The organism is Lysinibacillus sp. YS11 (assembly GCF_002896375.1).
Lineage (GTDB): Bacteria > Bacillota > Bacilli > Bacillales_A > Planococcaceae > Lysinibacillus > Lysinibacillus capsici.
On record NZ_CP026007.1, the window covers coordinates 727,705 to 748,462 of the forward strand.

At 38.0% G+C, this 20,758-nt stretch carries 20 protein-coding genes; 17 read left to right on the top strand and 3 right to left on the bottom strand.

All coding sequences use genetic code 11. The features are described from left to right. Window positions 1-277 precede the first annotated feature (277 nt). Window positions 278-820 (top strand): competence protein ComK, encoded by a 543-nt coding sequence (locus LBYS11_RS03335; RefSeq protein WP_048392056.1) that lies wholly within the window; start codon window positions 278-280, stop codon window positions 818-820. 122 nt (window positions 821-942) lie between these two features. Next, window positions 943-2,047 (top strand): peptide chain release factor 2 gene (gene prfB / locus LBYS11_RS03340; RefSeq protein ID WP_237497242.1). Its coding sequence is split into 2 segments (ribosomal slippage): window positions 943-1,017 and window positions 1,019-2,047, totalling 1,104 coding nucleotides; the frame shifts between segments, so codons are not numbered across the junction. 43 nt (window positions 2,048-2,090) lie between these two features. Here prfB and LBYS11_RS03345 read toward each other — a convergent pair. Then, window positions 2,091-2,600: a competence protein ComK gene (locus tag LBYS11_RS03345; protein WP_048392055.1), complete on the bottom strand. Its 510-nt coding sequence runs from the start codon at window positions 2,598-2,600 to the stop codon at window positions 2,091-2,093. Between the two features lie 227 nt (window positions 2,601-2,827). Here LBYS11_RS03345 and LBYS11_RS03350 point away from each other — a divergent pair, with 227 nt between their 5' ends. From LBYS11_RS03350 to LBYS11_RS03415, 13 genes are all read left to right on the top strand, one after another. Then, window positions 2,828-3,076, top strand: a complete 249-nt coding sequence (locus LBYS11_RS03350; RefSeq protein WP_103117482.1) for an IDEAL domain-containing protein — start codon at window positions 2,828-2,830, stop codon at window positions 3,074-3,076. A gap of 430 nt (window positions 3,077-3,506) precedes the next feature. Then, window positions 3,507-5,489 carry an excinuclease ABC subunit UvrB gene (gene uvrB, locus LBYS11_RS03360; protein ID WP_103117484.1) on the top strand — a complete coding sequence of 661 codons (1,983 nt, stop codon included), beginning with the start codon at window positions 3,507-3,509 and terminating at the stop codon, window positions 5,487-5,489. 3 nt (window positions 5,490-5,492) lie between these two features. Beyond that, the gene (gene uvrA, locus LBYS11_RS03365) at window positions 5,493-8,360 is read left to right on the top strand and encodes an excinuclease ABC subunit UvrA (protein WP_103117485.1); all 2,868 of its coding nucleotides are present in this window, start codon (window positions 5,493-5,495) and stop codon (window positions 8,358-8,360) included. A 283-nt stretch (window positions 8,361-8,643) separates the two neighbouring features. Next, complete coding sequence (locus tag LBYS11_RS23450; protein WP_233732413.1) at window positions 8,644-8,862, top strand: SHOCT-like domain-containing protein; 219 nt, start codon at window positions 8,644-8,646, stop codon at window positions 8,860-8,862. Further along, window positions 8,859-9,830, top strand: coding sequence for a DUF4097 family beta strand repeat-containing protein (locus tag LBYS11_RS03370; protein WP_233732418.1), 972 nt, complete (start codon window positions 8,859-8,861; stop codon window positions 9,828-9,830). Before LBYS11_RS23450 ends, LBYS11_RS03370 begins: the two co-directional genes overlap by 4 nt. A 242-nt stretch (window positions 9,831-10,072) precedes the next feature. Further along, a complete protein-coding gene (ftsE, locus tag LBYS11_RS03375) occupies window positions 10,073-10,759 on the top strand; it encodes a cell division ATP-binding protein FtsE (protein WP_016991524.1) in 687 nt (228 codons plus the stop codon). Then, window positions 10,749-11,633, top strand: coding sequence for a permease-like cell division protein FtsX (gene ftsX / locus LBYS11_RS03380; RefSeq protein ID WP_004227513.1), 885 nt, complete (start codon window positions 10,749-10,751; stop codon window positions 11,631-11,633). Before ftsE ends, ftsX begins: the two co-directional genes overlap by 11 nt. Window positions 11,634-11,686: 53 nt before the next feature. Beyond that, window positions 11,687-12,994 carry a murein hydrolase activator EnvC family protein gene (locus LBYS11_RS03385; RefSeq protein ID WP_048392050.1) on the top strand — a complete coding sequence of 436 codons (1,308 nt, stop codon included), beginning with the start codon at window positions 11,687-11,689 and terminating at the stop codon, window positions 12,992-12,994. A 652-nt stretch (window positions 12,995-13,646) separates the two neighbouring features. Then, a complete protein-coding gene (locus LBYS11_RS03395; protein WP_066036283.1) occupies window positions 13,647-14,279 on the top strand; it encodes a hypothetical protein in 633 nt (210 codons plus the stop codon). Further along, window positions 14,276-14,863, top strand: coding sequence for a redoxin domain-containing protein (locus LBYS11_RS03400; RefSeq protein ID WP_048392048.1), 588 nt, complete (start codon window positions 14,276-14,278; stop codon window positions 14,861-14,863). Before LBYS11_RS03395 ends, LBYS11_RS03400 begins: the two co-directional genes overlap by 4 nt. 221 nt (window positions 14,864-15,084) lie before the next feature. After that, a complete protein-coding gene (locus LBYS11_RS03405) occupies window positions 15,085-16,527 on the top strand; it encodes a S41 family peptidase (RefSeq protein ID WP_103117486.1) in 1,443 nt (480 codons plus the stop codon). A 122-nt stretch (window positions 16,528-16,649) separates the two neighbouring features. Beyond that, entirely contained in the window at window positions 16,650-17,831 is a 1,182-nt protein-coding gene (locus LBYS11_RS03410) for a PDZ domain-containing protein (RefSeq protein ID WP_066036282.1), read from the top strand. Beyond that, window positions 17,831-18,052 carry a DUF2198 family protein gene (locus LBYS11_RS03415; protein ID WP_004227503.1) on the top strand — a complete coding sequence of 74 codons (222 nt, stop codon included), beginning with the start codon at window positions 17,831-17,833 and terminating at the stop codon, window positions 18,050-18,052. Before LBYS11_RS03410 ends, LBYS11_RS03415 begins: the two co-directional genes overlap by 1 nt. Window positions 18,053-18,086: 34 nt before the next feature. On the opposite strand, the gene LBYS11_RS03420 is transcribed toward LBYS11_RS03415, so the two are convergent. Both LBYS11_RS03420 and LBYS11_RS03425 read right to left on the bottom strand, forming a co-directional pair. Then, entirely contained in the window at window positions 18,087-18,413 is a 327-nt protein-coding gene (locus tag LBYS11_RS03420) for an AzlD domain-containing protein (RefSeq protein ID WP_048392045.1), read from the bottom strand. Further along, a complete protein-coding gene (locus LBYS11_RS03425) occupies window positions 18,410-19,144 on the bottom strand; it encodes an AzlC family ABC transporter permease (protein WP_048392044.1) in 735 nt (244 codons plus the stop codon). The genes LBYS11_RS03420 and LBYS11_RS03425 overlap by 4 nt, the downstream gene beginning before the upstream one ends. A gap of 124 nt (window positions 19,145-19,268) precedes the next feature. On the opposite strand from LBYS11_RS03425, the gene LBYS11_RS03430 reads away from it, so the two are divergent. Beyond that, complete coding sequence (locus LBYS11_RS03430) at window positions 19,269-19,820, top strand: helix-turn-helix domain-containing protein (RefSeq protein ID WP_048392043.1); 552 nt, start codon at window positions 19,269-19,271, stop codon at window positions 19,818-19,820. An 11-nt stretch (window positions 19,821-19,831) separates the two neighbouring features. Further along, entirely contained in the window at window positions 19,832-20,470 is a 639-nt protein-coding gene (locus tag LBYS11_RS03435) for a TVP38/TMEM64 family protein (RefSeq protein ID WP_004227497.1), read from the top strand. Window positions 20,471-20,758: the final 288 nt, after the last annotated feature.

Genomic DNA, 20,758 nt, shown 5'->3' on the forward strand with positions numbered 1-20,758 from the left:
TTAAAATTACTTAAAAATGAAGAAATTTTAGTATAAAAAGTCAGAATTTATAGACAATTGAAAAATATGGGTATACAATAGCTGTAATAATAGGTATATAGTACAAGTCATTTATCCTATTATTATCCTGAATTTTTGATGGTGATACTAAGTCTTAAGGAGGATCGGAATTTTCAAGCAATCTTACTCATTGAAAATAGCGGGAATGTACGCATATTTGTATATTCCTTTTTATTTTGACTGGAAGCAACATAAAATGTATAAAGGGGGACTATAGATGCATAAAAAAGATATTATGAATAGTGAAACAATGATGTATATGCCTGTGTATGATTCCTTTGGAAATTTATGTACGCAGGTGTATGAGAAAAATAATGAGTATATATCTACGTTACCACCAACGAAATTATTGGACTTTAATCTGCGTTATTTTGGTTCTAGTTTAAGAGGAGCGTTCGATGGTTCGAAAATGATCCTAGGCAAGCTTAATAAAAATCCTATCGTCGTGCACGAACGTTGTAATATTTTATGGTTTCCTAGTAGGTCTCCTTTACACCCTGACTGTATCTGGTTCGCTGTTCATCATATAGATGACTATGTCGCTGTGGATAAAAAGAGGACAAAGGTTACTTTTATGAATGGCAAGGAATTTATTGTGGATGTCAGTGTCAATGCGTTAGAGTCTCGGATTCAAAGAGCTTTTTTATTAAAATATAGACTAGAGAAACGAACAAAATATTTACTTGTTCAGTATGACCGTGTGAAAGTATTTCAACGTCTTGCCAAGAATATGTTTGAGGACGAGACGCAGGATAGTTGACTTAATTCCACAAAACATCTGCTAGATAGTATGTTTTCGTTTCTAAAAACGTTATAATAAAAAGATACGGAGCTTTATGAATAAAGTGTTAGCTTCATGACTAACGTTCGGAGGATTTAACGATGATTGAATTAGCAGATGTACGCAATGTGTTAGACACTACAGCCAAAAAATTGGCGGACTTTAGGGGGTCTCTTTGACTTAGAGAACAAAGAGGCACGTATTCAGGAGCTAGATGAAATGATGCTAGAGCCAGGCTTTTGGGATGATCAGCAAGGTGCTCAGGTGATTATCAATGAAGGAAATGGCTTAAAAGCTATTGTCAATGAATATAAAGATTTAGTGGAAACACATGAAAATTTAGATATGACACTGGAACTTTTGCGTGAAGAACCAGACGAAGAATTACAAGAAGAACTAGGCAAAGAACTAGCAGAATTCCAACAAAAGATGGCTGATTTTGAGCTTCAATTACTGCTAAGTGGCCCATACGATCAAAACAATGCCATTTTAGAGCTGCATCCTGGTGCTGGTGGTACGGAGTCACAGGACTGGGGTTCAATGCTATTACGTATGTATACACGATGGGCTGAGAAGCGTGGATTTAAAGTGGAAACAGTGGACTATCTACCAGGAGATGAAGCTGGGATTAAATCTGTAACATTGTCGATTAAAGGTCACAATGCTTTCGGTTATTTACAAGCGGAAAAGGGTGTGCATCGTCTAGTACGTATTTCTCCATTTGATTCGTCTGGCCGCCGTCATACGTCCTTCGTTTCCTGTGATGTTATGCCAGAGTTTGACGACAATATAGAAATCGATATTCGTACAGAGGATTTAAAAATTGATACGTATCGTGCAACAGGTGCAGGTGGTCAGCATATTAATACGACAGATTCTGCAGTCCGTATTACGCATATTCCTACTGGTACGATCGTACAATGTCAAGCTGAGCGCTCCCAGATTAAAAACCGTGAAAAAGCGATGACGATGTTAAAAGGGAAGCTATATCAATTAGAACTTGATAAACAGCAGGCACAATTAGATGAAATACGCGGTGAGCAAAAAGAAATAGGCTGGGGCTCCCAAATTCGTTCGTATGTCTTCCACCCATACTCGATGGTGAAGGATCATCGTACAAATGAAGAAACAGGTAATGTGGGTGCTGTGATGGATGGCGACTTAGATCCATTTATTAATGCCTATTTACGTTCAAAAATAAATTAATACCCAGATTCCCCAAGAGTGAGATGCTCTTGGGGAATTTTTGTTAAAAGGGTGGATGATAGGGTGCATCTTGGCTAAGCTGTTTTCGTTCATTCATGTAATATTTATACAGCATAGATGCGTTAAGAAATTGTTTACTAATGGAAGCATAACGAATAGGTAGTTCGATTTGTTTATCATTTTTTAACGTTACAATACACCCCAATTCACTAGGTGTAATATTAATAATTGCATGAAGCCCTATCCATATATTGTGAATGGAGCTGGGTGAATAAGTTGGTAAAAAAATACAGGGATAACCATAATCAAAGGCCACGACGATTGGTAGCTTGTGTTGATTGCCGAAAAAACGTTTAGCCGATTGTTTTGCGGCTTCATAAGTTGATCCTAATGAGAGACAGGATTTTCGAAGGACGTGCATCGGTTTGCGTGTAACAATCAGCTCATTATGCTTATCAATCACATGCGTGAAGACTTTGGAGTCATGCTGAATAGGCTGCAGCAAATAAGTATTGAATGAAATTAAGTAGCCGTTTACAAAGTTAGTTGTCATATAGGGAGTGCCTCCTTTTTTCTAGTGATAACGGTAGTGTAAAACAGAATATGACTTTCTTAAATTAAATGAAATAGTTGAAAATCGTTCAGAAAAGCACGAAATGCCTAGAGAATTTGCTCTAAATATCAATTGATTAATAGCTAATCCAAGATATTTTCGAATCGTAAGCATTGCTTTTTAATTTCAATTTTCATATAATTTAGAAAAGGATCGAGGTGAGATCGTTGGATAAATATTATTCGTATACAGATTTTCTGAAAGCCGTTGGTCAGTCGAAAAAAGTTGATGGGGCAGAGAAATTATTAAACGAGATTTATTTAGATTTATTTTTAAATCGTATCCAGCGTATGCATCGGCAAGAGCAGCTCATGGTTCTGATAGATAGAGCACTCGATGAAAAAGATGAAAACGCATTTTATCAATACGCATCCGAACTAACTTCCTTACACCAAACAGAAGATGAATCATATTGACGAACCCGCTCTCCATATCTATTGGAGAGTGGGATTTTTTTGCTTTTGAAAATAGTTGCAGAGGATGTGAAGATTGTATGTTTTGGTTAGAAGAAGTAATCTTGCTTATAGAATGGGGAAAGTCATTTAAAAAGTTTGAGACGCTGTTTATAAAAAAAGTGAGAGTCACTCTAAAAGTACATAGCCCGGCTCTTGAGAGAGTGTGAGCTGCACATAAAGCAAAACAGGAAATCCCATCCATCGATGAAGCTTGAAAACCTAATAAAACGGCTATTATAAGAGTAACAAGTTAAATTGACTGTATTGTTATGTAATAAAAATTTTAGAGATGAAAAAATTTTTTACAAACATTCGTTCGTTAAATGTTCGAAATTTTAATATTGCTATGCTAAAATATATGTACAAATTGGAAGAAAGGACGGGGACATGAGTGCAAACATTTGATTTACAAGCGCCATATCAGCCTAACGGGGATCAGCCACAGGCCATTGCGGAATTAGTGGAGGGTGTGAAAGCAGGCAAACGTCATCAAACATTGCTTGGTGCTACTGGAACAGGTAAGACGTTTACCATTTCGAATGTCATCCAGCAAGTCAAAAAACCAACACTAATCATGGCACACAATAAAACGTTAGCTGGCCAGTTGTATAGTGAATTTAAAGAGTTCTTCCCAAATAACGCCGTTGAATATTTTGTCAGCTACTATGATTACTACCAACCAGAAGCTTATGTACCGCAGACAGATACCTATATAGAAAAAGACTCTAGCATTAACGATGAAATTGATAAGCTGCGTCACTCTGCTACTTCTGCATTGTTTGAGCGTGAGGATGTCATTATTATTGCATCTGTGTCCTGTATCTATGGTTTAGGTTCTCCCGAAGAATATCGAGAAATGGTTGTTTCCATTCGTACGGGTATGGAAATTGAACGTAATCAGCTACTGCGCAAGCTTGTAGACGTTCAGTATGAGCGAAATGATGTTAGTTTTACTCGCGGAACATTTCGGGTACGTGGAGATGTAGTGGAAATCTTCCCAGCCTCTCGTGATGAGCATTGTATTCGTGTGGAATTTTTTGGGGATGAAATCGATCGCATTCGTGAGGTAGATGCACTAACGGGAGAGATTTTATCGGATCGAGAGCATGTTGCTATTTTTCCTGCATCTCACTTCGTTACACGAGAAGAGAAAATGCGTAAAGCGATTGAAAACATTGAAAAAGAATTAGAGGAACGACTTGCATTATTACGTGCAGAAGATAAATTACTAGAGGCACAGCGTTTAGAACAGCGTACACGCTATGATTTAGAGATGATGCGTGAAATGGGCTTTTGCTCTGGGATTGAAAACTATTCACGTCATTTAACATTGCGTGAAGCAGGTGCTACTCCATATACTTTGCTAGATTATTTCCCCGAAGACTTTTTACTTGTGGTTGATGAAAGTCACGTAACACTTCCACAGGTTCGAGGAATGTACAATGGTGACCAAGCACGTAAAGGAGTGCTCGTAGAACATGGCTTCCGATTGCCATCTGCTCTAGATAACCGTCCATTACGTTTTGAAGAGTATGAAAACCGCGTACATCAAGCGATTTATGTATCAGCCACACCAGGTCCTTATGAACTGGAGCATACACCAGAAATGGTAGAGCAAATTATCCGTCCAACTGGATTATTAGATCCATTAATTGATGTACGTCCTATTGAAGGTCAAATTGATAATTTAATTGATGAAATACAAGATCGAATTGCGCGTGATGAGCGAGTTTTAGTGACAACGCTAACGAAGAAAATGTCTGAGGATTTAACGGCTTACCTGAAGGAAATGGGCTTAAAAGTTGAATACTTACATTCAGAAATTAAGACACTAGAACGTATTGAAATTATCCGTGAGCTACGCAAAGGAACGTATGATGTGCTAATAGGTATTAATCTATTGCGTGAAGGTCTTGATATCCCTGAAGTGTCCCTTGTGGCAATTTTAGATGCTGATAAAGAAGGGTTTTTACGTTCAGAGCGTTCATTGATTCAAACCATTGGTCGTGCTGCTCGAAACGCGAATGGTCATGTCATTATGTATGCAGACCATGTAACAGACTCGATGAAAAAGGCGATTGATGAAACGAAACGTCGTCGTGCGTTACAAATGGCTTATAACGAGGAGCATGGCATAACACCTCAAACGATCATTAAGAAAATCCCAGATGTGATTCGTGCAACACAAGTAGCAGAAGAAGAGGAATCCTATGTAACAAAGGCAACAAAAGGCAAAAAGCTGACAAAGGCGGAAAGAGAACAGCTCTTGGCTTCTCTAGAAGTCGAAATGAAGGAAGCAGCAAAAGCGCTTGACTTTGAACGTGCGGCTGAGTTACGAGATACAATATTTGAATTGAAGGTAGAAGGTGAATGACTTGTGAAAAATACTGAAATCGTCGTGCAAGGTGCACGTGCTCATAATTTAAAAAATATTAATGTCACAATTCCACGTGACCAATTAGTCGTTTTAACAGGATTATCGGGCTCTGGAAAGTCTTCTCTAGCATTTGACACAATTTATGCGGAGGGCCAGCGTCGTTACGTTGAGTCCCTTTCCGCCTATGCCCGTCAATTTCTTGGACAAATGGATAAGCCAGATGTCGATGCGATAGAAGGTTTATCGCCTGCTATTTCCATTGACCAAAAAACGACAAGTCGTAACCCACGATCTACTGTCGGTACGGTAACGGAAATCTATGATTACCTACGTTTACTTTATGCACGTATTGGTAAACCGATTTGTCCAAATCATGGCATAGAAATCACTTCCCAAACGATTGAGCAAATGGTGGATCGTTTATTAACCTATCCTGAGAGAACTAAGATGCAGCTCCTTGCACCAATGGTTTCTGGACGTAAGGGTACCCATGTTAAACTGCTAGAAGATTTAAAAAAGCAGGGTTTTGTTCGTGTACGAATTGATGGGGAATTGCGTGATTTAGATGATGCTATCGAACTTGATAAAAATAAAAAGCATTCCATCGAAGTAGTAGTGGACCGTGTTGTTATGAAGGAAGGGATTGCTGCTCGTCTGAGTGATTCTTTAGAAACGGCTTTACGCCTGGCAGATGGACGTGTGCTTGTCGATGTGATGGAACATGAAGAGTTACTATTTAGTGAGCATCATGCCTGCCCATTATGTGGTTTTTCTATTGGTGAGTTAGAGCCTCGTATGTTTTCATTTAATAGTCCGTTTGGTGCTTGTCCAAGCTGTGATGGCTTAGGTTCAACACAAGAGGTAGATTTAGATTTAGTGGTGCCTGATTGGGATCGTTCTTTGTTAGAGCATGCCATCGCACCATGGGAACCAACAAGTTCGCAGTACTACCCACAATTACTAAAGGCTGTATGTGATCATTACGATATTCCAATGGACGTGCCTGTGAAGGATTTGCCAAAGGAAAAGATGGATAAAGTTTTATATGGCTCTGGAAAAGACAAGATACACTTCCATTATGAAAATGAGTTTGGCAATGTGCGAGATCAGATGATTGAATTTGAGGGTGTTGTGCGCAATGTTGAGCGTCGTTTTAAAGAGACGACATCCGATTATGTTCGTGAGCAGATGGAAAAATACATGGCACAGCAGGCTTGCCCTTCATGTAAAGGGTATCGTTTAAAGCCTGAGACGCTAGCAGTGAAAGTAGCTGATAAACATATCGGTGAGGTCACACAATATTCAATTCAGGAAGCAGACACTTTCTTTAAAGAGCTTGATCTCACTGAAAAGGATATGCAAATTGCTCGATTAGTTTTACGAGAAATCGAAGAACGATTGGGCTTCCTTGTGAATGTTGGTTTAGACTATTTAACATTGAGTCGTGCAGCAGGTACATTATCTGGTGGAGAGGCACAACGTATTCGCCTTGCTACACAAATTGGTTCACGATTAACGGGAGTCCTCTATATTTTAGATGAGCCTTCGATTGGTTTGCATCAGCGAGATAATGATCGACTGATTAGCACATTACAAAATATGCGTGACATTGGAAATACGCTGATTGTGGTAGAGCATGATGAAGATACGATGCTTGCTGCAGATTATCTCATCGATGTAGGACCTGGAGCAGGCGTCCATGGCGGTCAAATTGTGGCAGCAGGTACACCACAGGAAGTTATGAAAAATGAAAAATCCTTAACTGGACAATATTTAAGTGGTAGAAAGTTTATTCCTTTACCAATTGAAAGACGCCAACCAAATGGTCGAAAGCTCTCCATTAAAGGTGCCAAGGAAAATAATTTACGCAATGTTAAAGTAGATGTTCCATTAGGCTTATTTGTAGCAGTGACAGGTGTGTCTGGTTCAGGGAAATCTACACTGATAAATGAAATTTTATATAAATCTTTGGCACAGAAGCTGAATCGTTCAAAGGTTAAGCCTGGCGAGCATAAAGAAGTGACAGGTATCGATGAGCTTGAAAAAGTAATCGATATTGATCAATCGCCAATTGGTCGTACACCTCGTTCAAACCCAGCAACTTATACAGGTGTTTTTGATGATATTCGCGATGTTTTCGCAGCAACAAATGAAGCAAAGGTACGAGGCTATAAAAAAGGACGCTTTAGCTTCAATGTTAAGGGCGGTCGCTGTGAAGCATGTCGTGGTGACGGCATTATTAAAATTGAAATGCATTTCCTTCCAGATGTTTATGTACCATGTGAAGTATGTCACGGCAAACGTTATAACCGTGAAACACTTGAAGTGAAGTATAAAGATAAGAGTATTGCAGATATTCTCGATATGACAATTGAAAATGCAGTAGTGTTCTTTGAAAATATTCCAAAGATCCAGCGTAAGCTACAAACGATTGTTGATGTGGGGTTGGGTTATATGAAATTAGGGCAACCAGCCACAACCTTATCGGGTGGTGAGGCGCAGCGTGTAAAACTAGCCTCTGAATTACATCGACGCTCCACAGGGAAATCCTTCTATATTTTAGATGAACCTACGACAGGATTACATGCCGATGATATTGCTCGTTTACTTGTCGTTTTACAGCGTCTTGTTGAAAACGGTGATTCGGTATTAGTTATTGAGCATAACTTGGATGTGATTAAAACAGCTGATTATATCATTGACTTAGGTCCAGAAGGCGGAGACAAAGGTGGTACGATTGTTGCAACTGGTACACCTGAAGAGGTAGTAGAAGTAGCAGGCTCCTATACAGGCAAATACTTAAAACCAATTCTGGAACGTGATCGTATGAGAATGGATGCATTGCTAGCAGAAGCTACTAAGTCTTAAGGGTTTTACATTCGAACGGAAATGATTAATCTGGATTGAAAGGTGATCTTAAATTGGGGAAAGTCGATCAATCCAGATTGAAAATGATTCGAAATGTGAAGAACCCACTCAAACAGAGGCCGGAAGAGATCCAACTAATCTAAAAAACGAGCAATAAAATCTTCAAAGGTAAAAACCTGACGTTGTTGAAATGAAAAGACCCAATTTATTCAATTTTGCAGTGAAACTTTTCACATGATGAATCGTATAAATAGTATAACGAACTGAGGGAGGCTATTTATTTATGCAAAATGAACGTCAACGAATTTTAGAACTTGTAGAAAAAGGAACAATTTCGGCACAAGAGGCGATTACATTATTAGAAGCATTAGAGCAACCTGGCAAGTCTACTCAACATGTTATGAATGATGTGTCGAAAGAGACGCAATCCTTTTCAAATGAAAAAGAGCCATTATTTGAAGAAAAATCAAAAGATGGTGACAAGAAAAAGATGATTTTATGAAATACTTCCAAGATGAAATGCAGGATTTTCGTAAGGATTTAACGCAAATCGGTTCTCTTTTTATGGATATGATGAATACGGCTGTTAAAAAGGTAAAGGAATTTGATGTAGCTTCTCCATTTGGAGATAAAATTGAATTTACCCATACAGAAGAAGTGGCTGCTGCCAATGTGGACAATATTATTGTTGAATTACCGAATGGTAACTTCTCATTGGAATCCAGTGAAGGAGAAACTATTCAGGTGATTTGCAAGGTAAAGGCACCTTTGATGAACGAAAGTGAAGAAGAAACTCGTAATCACTTCTTAGAGCAATTTGTTGTGAAAGAGGAAGAGCAATCACTTCGTATTTTGAGCCAATTAAAGCTTGTTCAAGTCAATGTGAAGGTGCTAGTACCAAAGGATAAACTTGAAAAATTATCTGTTCGTCTAATGAATGGTAGTGTTTCATTACAGGATACAGAATTCGAAGAATTAAAAGTGAAAACGTTAAACGGTGCCATTAAAGGAACGAAGTTTAATTTTGGAAAAGCTGAAGTGGATTCTTCTAATGGTTCCATTGAATTAACGAATGTTCGAGGTAAGGATTTAGAGGCTGAAACATTGAATGGGCGTGTTTATTTGGATGGTGCATTGGATGAAGTTGAAGCTAAGTCTGTCAATGGACATGTAGTCGTAACAACATGCTCGACAAATTCTTCTAAAATTAAAGCTCAAACAGTTGCTGGAGCAGTGGAATTATATGTCCCACGAACAATTTCATTGAGCGGTAAAGTCGTAACGAATTTCGGTAAAGTGGATGTGGGGATCCAGGATGTTTCTAAAATGGAGTCACAAGATCAATTCTTATCCAAAGTAGTCCGTTTCGACAAAGAAGTTGAAAATGCGAATCGCCTATTTATAGAAGGTGAATCGAAAACTGGTGCTGTTTTAGTGCGCTACACAACAACAGATGAACAACAAATTTAACAGTAGAAGCATTCAAGGTAAAGCTTGAATGCTTTTTCTTTTCAAACAGGATTCGACCTAGCACATAGAGGCGAATCTTGTTTTTATTTTTGTCATATTTTTAAGGATAATGGCAAGGAAAGAATGAAATAGAAGGAACTGCCACGGATTGAAATGAAACTGTAATAAAAAAACAGAAATAGAGTGCTATAATAGTAAAAGAAATACCTCTTACATAGATGAGAGTTTTAGGTGGTTTAATCATGATAGAAATGAAAAATGTGACAAAGAAATACCCAAACGGTGTTGTTGCGACAAATGGTATTTCCGTTAATATAAAGCAAGGCGAATTTGTGTATGTAGTTGGCCCAAGTGGGGCAGGGAAATCCACATTTATTAAATTGATGTACCGTGAAGAAAAAGCAACATCAGGACAAATAATTGTAAATGGTATTGATTTAGCAACTTTAAAGAATAAGAAGGTCCCTTTTTTGCGCCGTCAACTTGGTGTAGTTTTCCAAGATTTCAAATTGCTACCTCGTTTGAATGTCTATGAGAATGTAGCGTTTGCGCTTGAAGTAATAGAGGAAAAGCCAGATGAAATCCGACGTCGGGTTATGGAAGTGCTAGAACTAGTTGGATTGAAGCATAAAGCAAGAATGTTTCCAAATGAACTTTCAGGAGGAGAGCAGCAACGAGTATCGATTGCTCGTTCAATCGTCAATGTCCCAAAAGTGGTGATTGCAGATGAACCTACAGGGAATCTTGACCCTGAAACATCATGGGAAATTATGAATTTATTTGAGGAAATTAATGCACGTGGGACAACGATTGTAATGGCAACCCACAACCGTGAAATTGTAAATACGATTCGACGTCGTGTTATTGCAATTGAAGGCGGCTTAATTGTCCGTGATGAACACGGAGGTGAATACGGCTATGAAATTTAGTACAGTAAAGCGCCACTTCCGGGAAAGTATCAAATCACTTGGTCGAAATAGCTGGATGACCATTGCCTCTGTCAGTGCCGTTACCGTTACGCTCATTCTAGTAGGTGTTTTTGCGCTTATTATGATGAATTTAAATAAAGTAGCAACGGATTTAGAAAATGATGTCGAAATTAAAGTGTTAATTGATGAAACAGCAGATGAAGCTGCTGAAAAAGCACTCATCGAAAAAGTCAAAAAATTGCCTGGTGTCTCCGAGATGACGTATTCCACTAAGGAAGATGAGTTAACCAAGCTAGTAAAAGACTTCGGTGATGATTTTAAACTATTTGAACAAAGTAACCCTTTACGTAACGTTATTTATGTAAAAGCTGCTGATCCACAGCAAACAGCAAAAGTTGCGAAAACCATTGATAAATATGAGTATACATATGATGTAATGTATGGCGAAGGAAAAGTTGAAAAACTATTTAACTTCTTAAATATTAGTCGTAATGTAGGAATCGTACTTATTTTAGGGTTATTATTTACGGCAATTTTCTTAATTTCGAATACAATTCGTATAACGATTATAGCTCGACGTGATGAAATAGAAATTATGAAACTTGTAGGGGCTACAAATTCATTCGTGCGTATCCCATTCTTATTAGAAGGTATGTGGCTTGGAATTTTAGGTTCAATTATTCCGATTGCGGTTGTCACGACCCTTTACCACAATATATATAAAATTATTGCACCACGTTTACAAGGAGAGCTTGTTCAATTACTAGATTTTTCTCCACTTGTGTATCAGGTAAGCGGTCTTCTGTTACTCATTGGTGTACTGATCGGTATTTGGGGAAGTTTCATGTCAGTACGTAAGTTTTTAAAAATTTAGTCACAACGGATATTTGTGAAAAAGAAAAGAATAGTCGAAGGGGAGTTCAATCGGTGAAAAGTAAGGCGAAAAACATATTAAAAACACTTGCAGCAGCATCTGCTCTAATTCTTTTTATCCAAACTCCATCAGCATATGCAACAAGTTTATCGGATTTAAAAGAAGAAAAGAAACAAGTTGAAACAAAGAAGAATCAGTTAAATTCATCTATCAGCAATAAATCAAATGCAATTACAGCTAATCAAGAAAAGCAACAACAAATCTTAGATCAAATTCAAGCATTGAACGCTGAAATCGACAAAACTAATAGTAATATTAAAAAAGTACAAGCAGATATTCGGGCAACAAATGAGGAAATTAAAAAGTTAGAAGCTTCTATTGAAGAGCTTTTGCATAAAATTGAAGAGCGCGATTTATTGTTACAAGAACGTGCACGTGCCATTCAAGCTGGGGGCTCTGTAAGTTATTTAGATGTTTTGCTAGGCTCTAATAGTTTTGTAGACTTTATTGATCGTTTCTCTGCAGTTAATGCATTATTGGAAGCGGATCGTCAAATTATTCAAGATCAAAAAGATGATAAACAAAAATTAGAAGAGCAAAAGCAAAGTGTAGAAGAGAAACGTAAAAACCTAGAAGGTAAAAAAGCTGAGCTTGAACGATTAAAAGCATCATTAGACAGTCAAAAAACTGAGAAAAATAAACTAGTAGACCAATTAGAAAAAGAGCAAGAAAAGCTGAAATCAGAAAAGGTATTACTTGAAAAAGAATACTCAGAGGCTTTGGAAGTAAGTCAGGAATTGCAAGATCAAATTATTGCTGAACAAAATCGTTTGGCTGAAATTGCACGTCAGCAAGAGGCAAAACGTAAAGCAGCCGCCGCGGCCGCGGCAGCAGCTGCTGCTAACAATGGTGGCGGATCATCTGGTGGTACAGTCCATGCGCCTCAATCAAACGGAACTTGGATAAAACCAACGAATGGTCGCTTAACATCACCATATGGTTGGCGAAATCTTGGAGCAGGTCCTGAATTCCATTATGGTGTCGACCTTGCAAATGCAACGGGAACACCAATATGGGCAGCAGCAGATGGCGTTGTTTCTTACGCAGCACCACTTAGTTCGTATGGTAATGTTGTCATTGTAACGCACTCTATCGATGGACAAATTTACACAACCGTTTATGCACATTTAAGTGCATTTAATGTTAGTGTAGGACAAGAAGTAACACAAGGTCAGCAAATTGCAGCCATGGGTAGTACAGGTCGCTCTACTGGCCCACACTTACACTTTGAAGTGCATATTGGTCCTTGGAAAGGACAAGCAGTCGGCAGTGTAAATCCACTGAAATATATTCCATTGTAAACATAAAAGCTATACACTAGCGTTTTCTAGTGTATAGCTTTTAATATTTCATCGAATGTTTCACCATTCACCAACTTATAGGTTTGCCCATTAATAGCCAATAAGCCATTTTTGCAGAACAGTATTTTTAATGTATGGTCAAAATAAGTAAGATCCAATTGAAAGACAACATCAGCTTTTTTGTTATTTAATAAGGTTCTTTTTAATTCCAAAGTACTTAAGTCTAAACGCAAACATCTAATCGTGGATTTTCACGATTGATAATGGCAAAGCTTTTATTGGTACCATTGTCAACTTCCTAAATCGTTATCTTATTTACTATTTCTAGAAGATCTTTATTAAGTAAAAAATCTTGTAGTAAATTCTTTGTTCGATACTCTGAGTACAGCATCAGAACACTAATACTAAGACAAATAGCAGCAATCCATAGTATAAGTCGCTTTGAAAGCATAACTCCTCCCCTTTTCTCATTTTACGAAATATTCCATTGAAAGTTTCATCGCTATTATAAGATTCTAAATAATGTTATGATGAATATATACTTAGTGGGGTATTTTTATTGTTGTTATTTCTGAAGATTTTCTTAAAACAGTGTGAAATAGTCTTTTTTAAAAAGGTTCTATGCTATGCTTTCGGAGGAGGATTCGTTGAATTGATAAATACAGAGTGGTACTCAATCCGAACATTAACTTTACCAGCTACTGCAGTCGCTTTACTTATTACTTTTTTTATTGTGTGGCTTATCTTGCGCTTACAATTTTCTAAAAAGTGGTCTGAGCTATATAGTGATGCCATTTTCACCTTTATTATTGTTTGGAAGTTAAGTTTGCTTGTAACAGATTTCAAAACGGTAGTAAACAATCCAATTACATTGCTTTATTTTAATGGCGGAACAATGGGTGTTCTTCTCGGTGTCATTGTAGCATCTTTGCAAATATGGAGAAAGCGACAGAGTCTACAGCTTGAGGAACAAGAGATGATAGCTGGTAACTGGGCTATTATTCTCACGCAATCCATTTATCAAATGCTTGCTGTGCTATTTAATGACAACAACACATCGAGTGAAGTTATAACATTAGCTGTGCTAAGTGTAGTCACGCTCGTCATATTATGGAGATTAATAGCGGTGAAACAAGCTCTCATACTCTATACAATTAGCTATTTGATAGTGGCTATCTTCCAGCCGCTTGGTATAGGGCAAACAGCTGTGGCTGTCAGTGTAATACTACTTTGTTTGGGCTTAACTATTCAGCATGAACGAATCAATGAGGGAGGTAAGAAATGAAAAAAAATATTGGACTGCTGATCGTTGTGCTATTAGTGGTTGCGATGATTGGTACATATGTAAAACAACAAATTGACGAAGAACGTGCTATTGATAAATCGGCCCTAGGTAAGGATATGGAGGAGCTAGAAACCGGCTTAAGCAAAGGGGATATACCGCCTGATTTCACCTTAACAAGCTTAGACGGGGAAGATATCACGTTAAGCGATCTTCGTGGAAAAAAAGTCGTTTTAAATTTCTGGGCGACATGGTGCCCACCTTGTAAGGCGGAAATGCCTCATATGCAAAGCTTCTATGATGAGTATGCAAAAGAGAAAAACGTTGAAATTATAGCGGTCAATTTAACAGAAGCCGAACGTGATGTGACCGCTGATGCCAAAGTGGACACAGTGATGACATTTAGAGATAGCTTTGAGCTAACGTTCCCTATTTTATTGGACCCTGACAATGAAGCTGGCTTGAATTATCAAGTCATCACGATTCCAACCACTTATTTTATTGATTCCAAGGGCCTCATTCAACGCGCCATCAGAGGACCAATGGACGTGGATATGTTAAATGATTATGTAGATGCACTAGATTGATTTATAAAAAATCTGCTCGTTTTCTATAGTGGAAACAAGCAGATTTTTTTATTTTTCATGAAATCAAGATGAATACTCGCGGGAACCAAGGTATATCCGTGCGAATCAACAGCCAACATCCATGTGTAAAGTGAAATATTCTCTCTTAACAAATTTGAAAGGTAATTTTGTATGTTTGAAAAAATAGAGTCATACAGTAAAAGAGACGGAGGAGGGAAGATTTGCGCAAATTAACAGCCGGTGTCGGAGTCCTACTTAGTAGTTTGGTGGTGGGCAGTGGTATTTACTTTGATTGGTTTAATATTGGCGATAAAAAGGAGCCTGTTACGGAGGTTGATACTATTGGTGAGGCTATGACAATCATTGAAGAAAAATCAGTATACAGTACAAAAAAGGATGAATTAGTGGAAGGGGCTCTTCGTGGGATGGCTGATGCCATTAAAGATCCTTATAGTACGTATTACTCCAAGGAAGAGGCTGAGCAACATCGGCAAATGCTAGCTGAGGAACGAGTAGGCATCGGTATTGAACTAACCGAAAATAAAGGGAAGTTTATTGTTGTGTCACCTGTTCGCTCATCACCAGCAGAGAAAGCAGGCATGCGTTCACTCGATGAAATTGTACAAGTTGATGGGGTACGGATTGATGGGAAAACGATGAGTGAATTAATGCATTTAATTCAAGGTGAAAAGGGAACGAAAGTAACCATTGTTGTCTATCGTCCAAGTGAAGATAAGCATATTAAGATGACGATGGAGCGAGCAGCAATTTCCAATAAAACGGTAACTAGTGAGGTAGTGAAGGTAGAAGATACAGCTATTGGCTATGTAGTGATCTCATTATTCGGTGAAAAAACCGCCAATGAATGGGTGGCAGAAACGAGTAAATTACTTCGTAAAGATGTGGAAGGAATTGTGATCGATGTACGGGATAATCCAGGTGGTTATTTACATAGCGTCGCAGCGCTACTGAGCACAGTATTGGACAATGGCAAAGTATTTGCATATATGCAAAATGCGGAAGGTGCTATGGAACCATTAAAAACGCAAACAAAAGGCTTTGATGAAAAATATATAGAAACGATGAATAAAATTCCAATTGTTGTTTTGCAAAATCAAGGTAGTGCATCTGCTAGTGAAGTATTGAGCGGAGCTTTAAAAGGCTGGGGACGCGCTTCACTTGTTGGGGTTAAGAGCTTTGGAAAAGGGACTGTACAAGAATCTTGGGAGCTTTCCAATGGCGGCGAGCTTAAATTATCAACCAACAAATGGCTAACACCAAAACGTGAATGGATTCATGGGCAGGGCATTGAAGCTAGTTTAATGATTGAGCAAAATGAATTATTTGCTTTTCAACTTCATCCACTAACAGGTAAGTTTAAAGTGGGTGATATGGGTGAAGAGATTTCCTATTCACAAAACGCCTTGCAGAAACTAGGCTATCAAATCGATCGTTTAGATGGCTATATGGATGAAACGACCGCAGAGGCCGTTAATCTTTATCGTAAACAGAAAAAATTAAAGCTAGCAGAAGATGAATTTTATATGGACACGACTTTCTTTAATAGTTTAAACGAAACGTTAAAGGATTTTAAAGCCGATCGTCAAAATGACCAACAATTCCAAATGGCCACTAGTTTTTTACTGCATACGATTGACCAATAAAACTCGCAGACAGAACAAAAATACCATAATACAAAGCTTTCTATGAGTTTGTACTACGCAAGCGTGTAGTCCTTTGATACAATAAATTCATAGTATTCAAGATAGAAATGGCGGGTGTTCGTATGGTTAGTGAGATATTAATAGAAATTGTAACAGCGATTGGCCGCTTTTTACTCAACCCATTACTATATATAGTCATAATATTTGCTATTATTTTAGGTTATCGTCGAGTAAAACAGGAGCGTAAATATTTTAATAGACGTATTATTTGGGGCTGGACGGAGCTAATCGGACAATGGAAAGATGGGTGGCTCTATGCACTAATTATTTCTATCATTAGTATTGGAGCAGGTCTAACTGTCCCAAAGGAATTTTTAATCATTTTAACGGCAGTTTCTATAGTAGCACTTATCTTGTTTGTCATGAATGCAATGTCGCCTATTTTGACAATGGGGATTGCCACACTTGCCATATGGGGTATGTCCTATTACAATTGGTCATTTTCCTGGTGGAAAATTTCAGTAGAGGATGTCCATTTAGAGAGTGGCGCAATTGTGACAATTACCATTCTTGCGGGCCTTTGTGTTATTGCAGAAGGGCTATTAATTCGACGTATGGCGATGAAGGTTACAACACCTTGTATTGAGAAAACGAAGCGGGGTATGCAGGCAATTGTCTATCGGTCAAAAAATGTATGGGTATTACCTATTTTCTTTGTTATTCCTGGTGATGCGATCTCGGCTATATTCCCATATTGGCCACAGTTTACGATAGGTCATAATAGCTTTGCACTTGTGTTATTTCCACTTGTCATTGGCTTTACTAAACTGACAAGAAAGGAATTACCAGCCTACATGTATCCAAAAATTGGCCGACCTGTCTTTTTACTAGGACAGCTTATTTTAATAGGAGGATTGGCTGCATATTTTGAGCCAGTGATTGGCTTCATTACACTTGCTGTTGGTGTAATTATCCGCATTATAATTGCTATCTACTTTGCACAACAGGAAAAAACAGATCATTATGCAGTTGCGCCAAGTACGAAGGGTGCTATTATTGCAGCTGTTCTTCCTGATTCACCTGCTGAGAAGATGGGCTTACTTGCAGGAGAATGTATCCGCAAAGTAAATGGTGTGTCAATTTTTACAGAAAATGAGTTATATGAAGCACTGCAATTAAATGCAGCTCATTGTCGTCTAGAGGTTTTAGACCGAAACAATGAATTACGTTTAACACAACATGTGATTTATAGCAATGATCATTATCGTATTGGATTATTATTAGCTGAGCCGAGGGAAGTATAATGGACGTTTTTGGGAAAATGATGCTAGCATTATTCATACCAGCTTTATTGGTATTACTATTCACTAGAATTACCTATAACCGCTATGTTGCATTATTATTAGCCATTGCACTTATTGCTGCCTCTGTATATGCAGGCTATACATCCCCACCTATTATTTTCGTTATCGATGCATTTTCATTAACAGTAGGCTTTTGGCTAGCAAGTAAAATGAATAAATAAGGAAAGGTCAGTCCAGGCAATAGGACTGACCTTTTTACATGAAAAATCGCACTGCTGCCATAATGATTACTCCTGCAACTACTGTAATCGATAAGCTTTTTGTGACAAGGGCAATAATAAGAGTAGGAACAAATGTAATAAAGACTGGCCAATCAAGTGTCACTACTTTGCCGCTTTCAGTATCTATTAAATTTTCAATGACAAGAGCACTTAATATACAAACAGGAATAAAACTAAGCCATTTTAGCACAACATCAGGTAGTGTTACACTACGCACAAAAATAAATGGAATGACACGCGGTAGCCATGTTACAAGTGCGCAGCCGATAATAAGCCAGACCATATAAGAAGTTGTTGTCATTTATCTGTCACCACCCCAATTGTTGCGACAATCACAGTTGCCAATAGCACAGCCACATGTGAAGGGACTACATAAGAAAGACCGTACATAATAACCGCCATATAGCCAATTAACTTGATATAATGCATGATTTTACTTTTACCAACACTGCTCAATTGCAAAACTAAAAGTGCAACAAACATGGCAACCAAGGCAAAATCTAAACCCCATTTTTCAGGATTTGCTACCCACTGTCCTAAAAAGGCACCCGTAACACAGGAAAGAATCCAGAAGATATAGGCTGTTATATTTAACCCATCCATCCATTTACCATATAATTTACCTGTTTGCATTTGCTTTGTGACTGCTACACCAAAGGTTTCATCCGTTAATAATGTACCAAAGCCAACATTTCTAAGCATGGAGTAGCGCGTAAAGTGAGGTGCTAATGTTAAACTCATTAATAAATGACGTAGATTCACTACGAAAATGGTTACAATGATAGCAGAGGCAGGGCTACTTGTTAAAAGAAGTGCACAAAAAATAAATTGTGCAGAACCTGCGTAAATCAGTATCGTTAATAGCGCGATTTCAAGGACAGATAACCCTGAAGCGGAACCTACAACCCCAAATGCAAGTCCTATACTAATATAACCGAGTAATGTAGGCACGCAATCTTTCACGCCTTGTAAAAAACTGTCATTGGAAGAGCTTGTTGTGTCATCATGTTGAAGCTCTGTTGTACTTGTCATAAATAGGTCATCCTTTCTTGATAATTTCCATGTATACTATTGATGGAATTGTTTGATAGTTCTTGATGTTTATTAAAGTATACATATGTCTGATAAAATAAACAATAGAAATTGGTGAGTAAAGATGGAACAAATGAGTCGAAATTTAGCATTTCAATTAAAGAAAATTAGACAGCAACGTCATTTAAGTCTCGATGATGTGGCCAAAGCGACAGGTGTCAGTAAAGCACAGCTTGCACAAATCGAAAAAGGGGAGGCCAATCCAACTGTTTCAACAATTTGGAAAATTGCAGCGGGTATGCGTATGTCATTCTCTTCATTATTACAGCCGCCAACTGCCCATTACATGCGTTATAGCAGTAAAGATGTACCACATGTAGATGAGGATGAGGGACGCTATCGTGTTTACTCCATAATTCCGTATAATCCAGAGCGAGGCTGGGAGTTTTATAAGGTTGAAATGGAGCCAGGGGCAGTTAGTAGGAGTGAAGCCCATACAGAAGGGGTAGAGGAAACTGTAATGGTTATTAAAGGACAAGCAGTTATTTCTGCTGGAGACATGCATGAATTACTAGATGAAGGGGATACACTAGTATTCTCAGGGCATCAACCCCATGAATATCGCAATACTTCAGAAGGGTTAACAATTTTTCATTTAATTTTACAGTATAAATAGAGGTGTCGATATTGAATGAATGGTTTACTGTAGAAAATATTGAACAGGTTGCGGCACAGTATCGAACGTTCGGCCCAATCATTGGTTTACTGCTCCCGTTTTTAGAGGCGTTTTTACCATTCCTACCATTAGTCGTATTCGTTGTGGCGAATGCCAGTGCATTCGGCTTATGGCTAGGATTTCTATTATCTTGGCTAGGCTCTGTAGCTGGCTCCTATGCGGTTTTCTTACTTGTGCGTCATTTTGGCAAACATCCAAGATTACAATTTTTAACAGGTAGTAAAAAAGTACAGAAGCTTATTAAATGGGTGGATATGAATGGCATCAGCCCTCTTTTTGTCCTCCTCTGCTTCCCTTTTACACCATCTGTGATTGTCAATATTGTAGCGGGATTGTCACATATCCATAAAAAATTTTACTTAATCGTTTTGCTTGCAGGAAAGTTTGTCATGATTTTAGGTATGAGTGTATTGGGCTATGATTTAAAATCGCTCTTGACAAGCCCAGTGAGATTGATAATTGCAGCTGTGGCCATTGTTATTTTATGGTGGGTTGGGAAGTTGATAGAGAAGCGTTTGAATGCCCGTGTAGAAAGAGATTTAAAGCAAGCGCGAAATTTGACGAAAAAGCAGGACCACCATGCCAGTTAAGTAAATAAACTGTAGCCTCTTTCATTATGTGAAGAGGCTGCTTTTTTGTGTAATAAATTAACCTTTTTATAGGTAGGTGAAGGTTGATAGATAGTATTTACTAGTTTTTTTCGATAGAATTTAAGATAGATGATTTATGTTGTTTTTAGTAGGCTGGGAAAACTGCTCCACCATAGATGAGAAGCGATCAATAGTCTGGAGAAGCCGCTCCAAAATAGATAAGAAGTAATCAATTCAGCGAAAGAATCGCTCAAATAAAAGTACAAATTTTTATTTCATTAAAAGAGA

Bases quoted from the DNA above. Each gene is read 5' to 3' on its own strand.
- LBYS11_RS03335 (WP_048392056.1), top strand. From the start codon at position 278: ATGCATAAAAAAGATATTATGAATAGTGAAACAATGATGTATATGCCT.
- LBYS11_RS03345 (WP_048392055.1), bottom strand. From the start codon at position 2,600: ATGACAACTAACTTTGTAAACGGCTACTTAATTTCATTCAATACTTAT.
- LBYS11_RS23450 (WP_233732413.1), top strand. From the start codon at position 8,644: ATGCAAAATGAACGTCAACGAATTTTAGAACTTGTAGAAAAAGGAACA.
- LBYS11_RS03370 (WP_233732418.1), top strand. From the start codon at position 8,859: ATGAAATACTTCCAAGATGAAATGCAGGATTTTCGTAAGGATTTAACG.
- ftsE (WP_016991524.1), top strand. From the start codon at position 10,073: ATGATAGAAATGAAAAATGTGACAAAGAAATACCCAAACGGTGTTGTT.
- ftsX (WP_004227513.1), top strand. From the start codon at position 10,749: ATGAAATTTAGTACAGTAAAGCGCCACTTCCGGGAAAGTATCAAATCA.
- LBYS11_RS03400 (WP_048392048.1), top strand. From the start codon at position 14,276: ATGAAAAAAAATATTGGACTGCTGATCGTTGTGCTATTAGTGGTTGCG.
- LBYS11_RS03410 (WP_066036282.1), top strand. From the start codon at position 16,650: ATGGTTAGTGAGATATTAATAGAAATTGTAACAGCGATTGGCCGCTTT.
- LBYS11_RS03415 (WP_004227503.1), top strand. From the start codon at position 17,831: ATGGACGTTTTTGGGAAAATGATGCTAGCATTATTCATACCAGCTTTA.
- LBYS11_RS03420 (WP_048392045.1), bottom strand. From the start codon at position 18,413: ATGACAACAACTTCTTATATGGTCTGGCTTATTATCGGCTGCGCACTT.
- LBYS11_RS03425 (WP_048392044.1), bottom strand. From the start codon at position 19,144: ATGACAAGTACAACAGAGCTTCAACATGATGACACAACAAGCTCTTCC.
- LBYS11_RS03430 (WP_048392043.1), top strand. From the start codon at position 19,269: ATGGAACAAATGAGTCGAAATTTAGCATTTCAATTAAAGAAAATTAGA.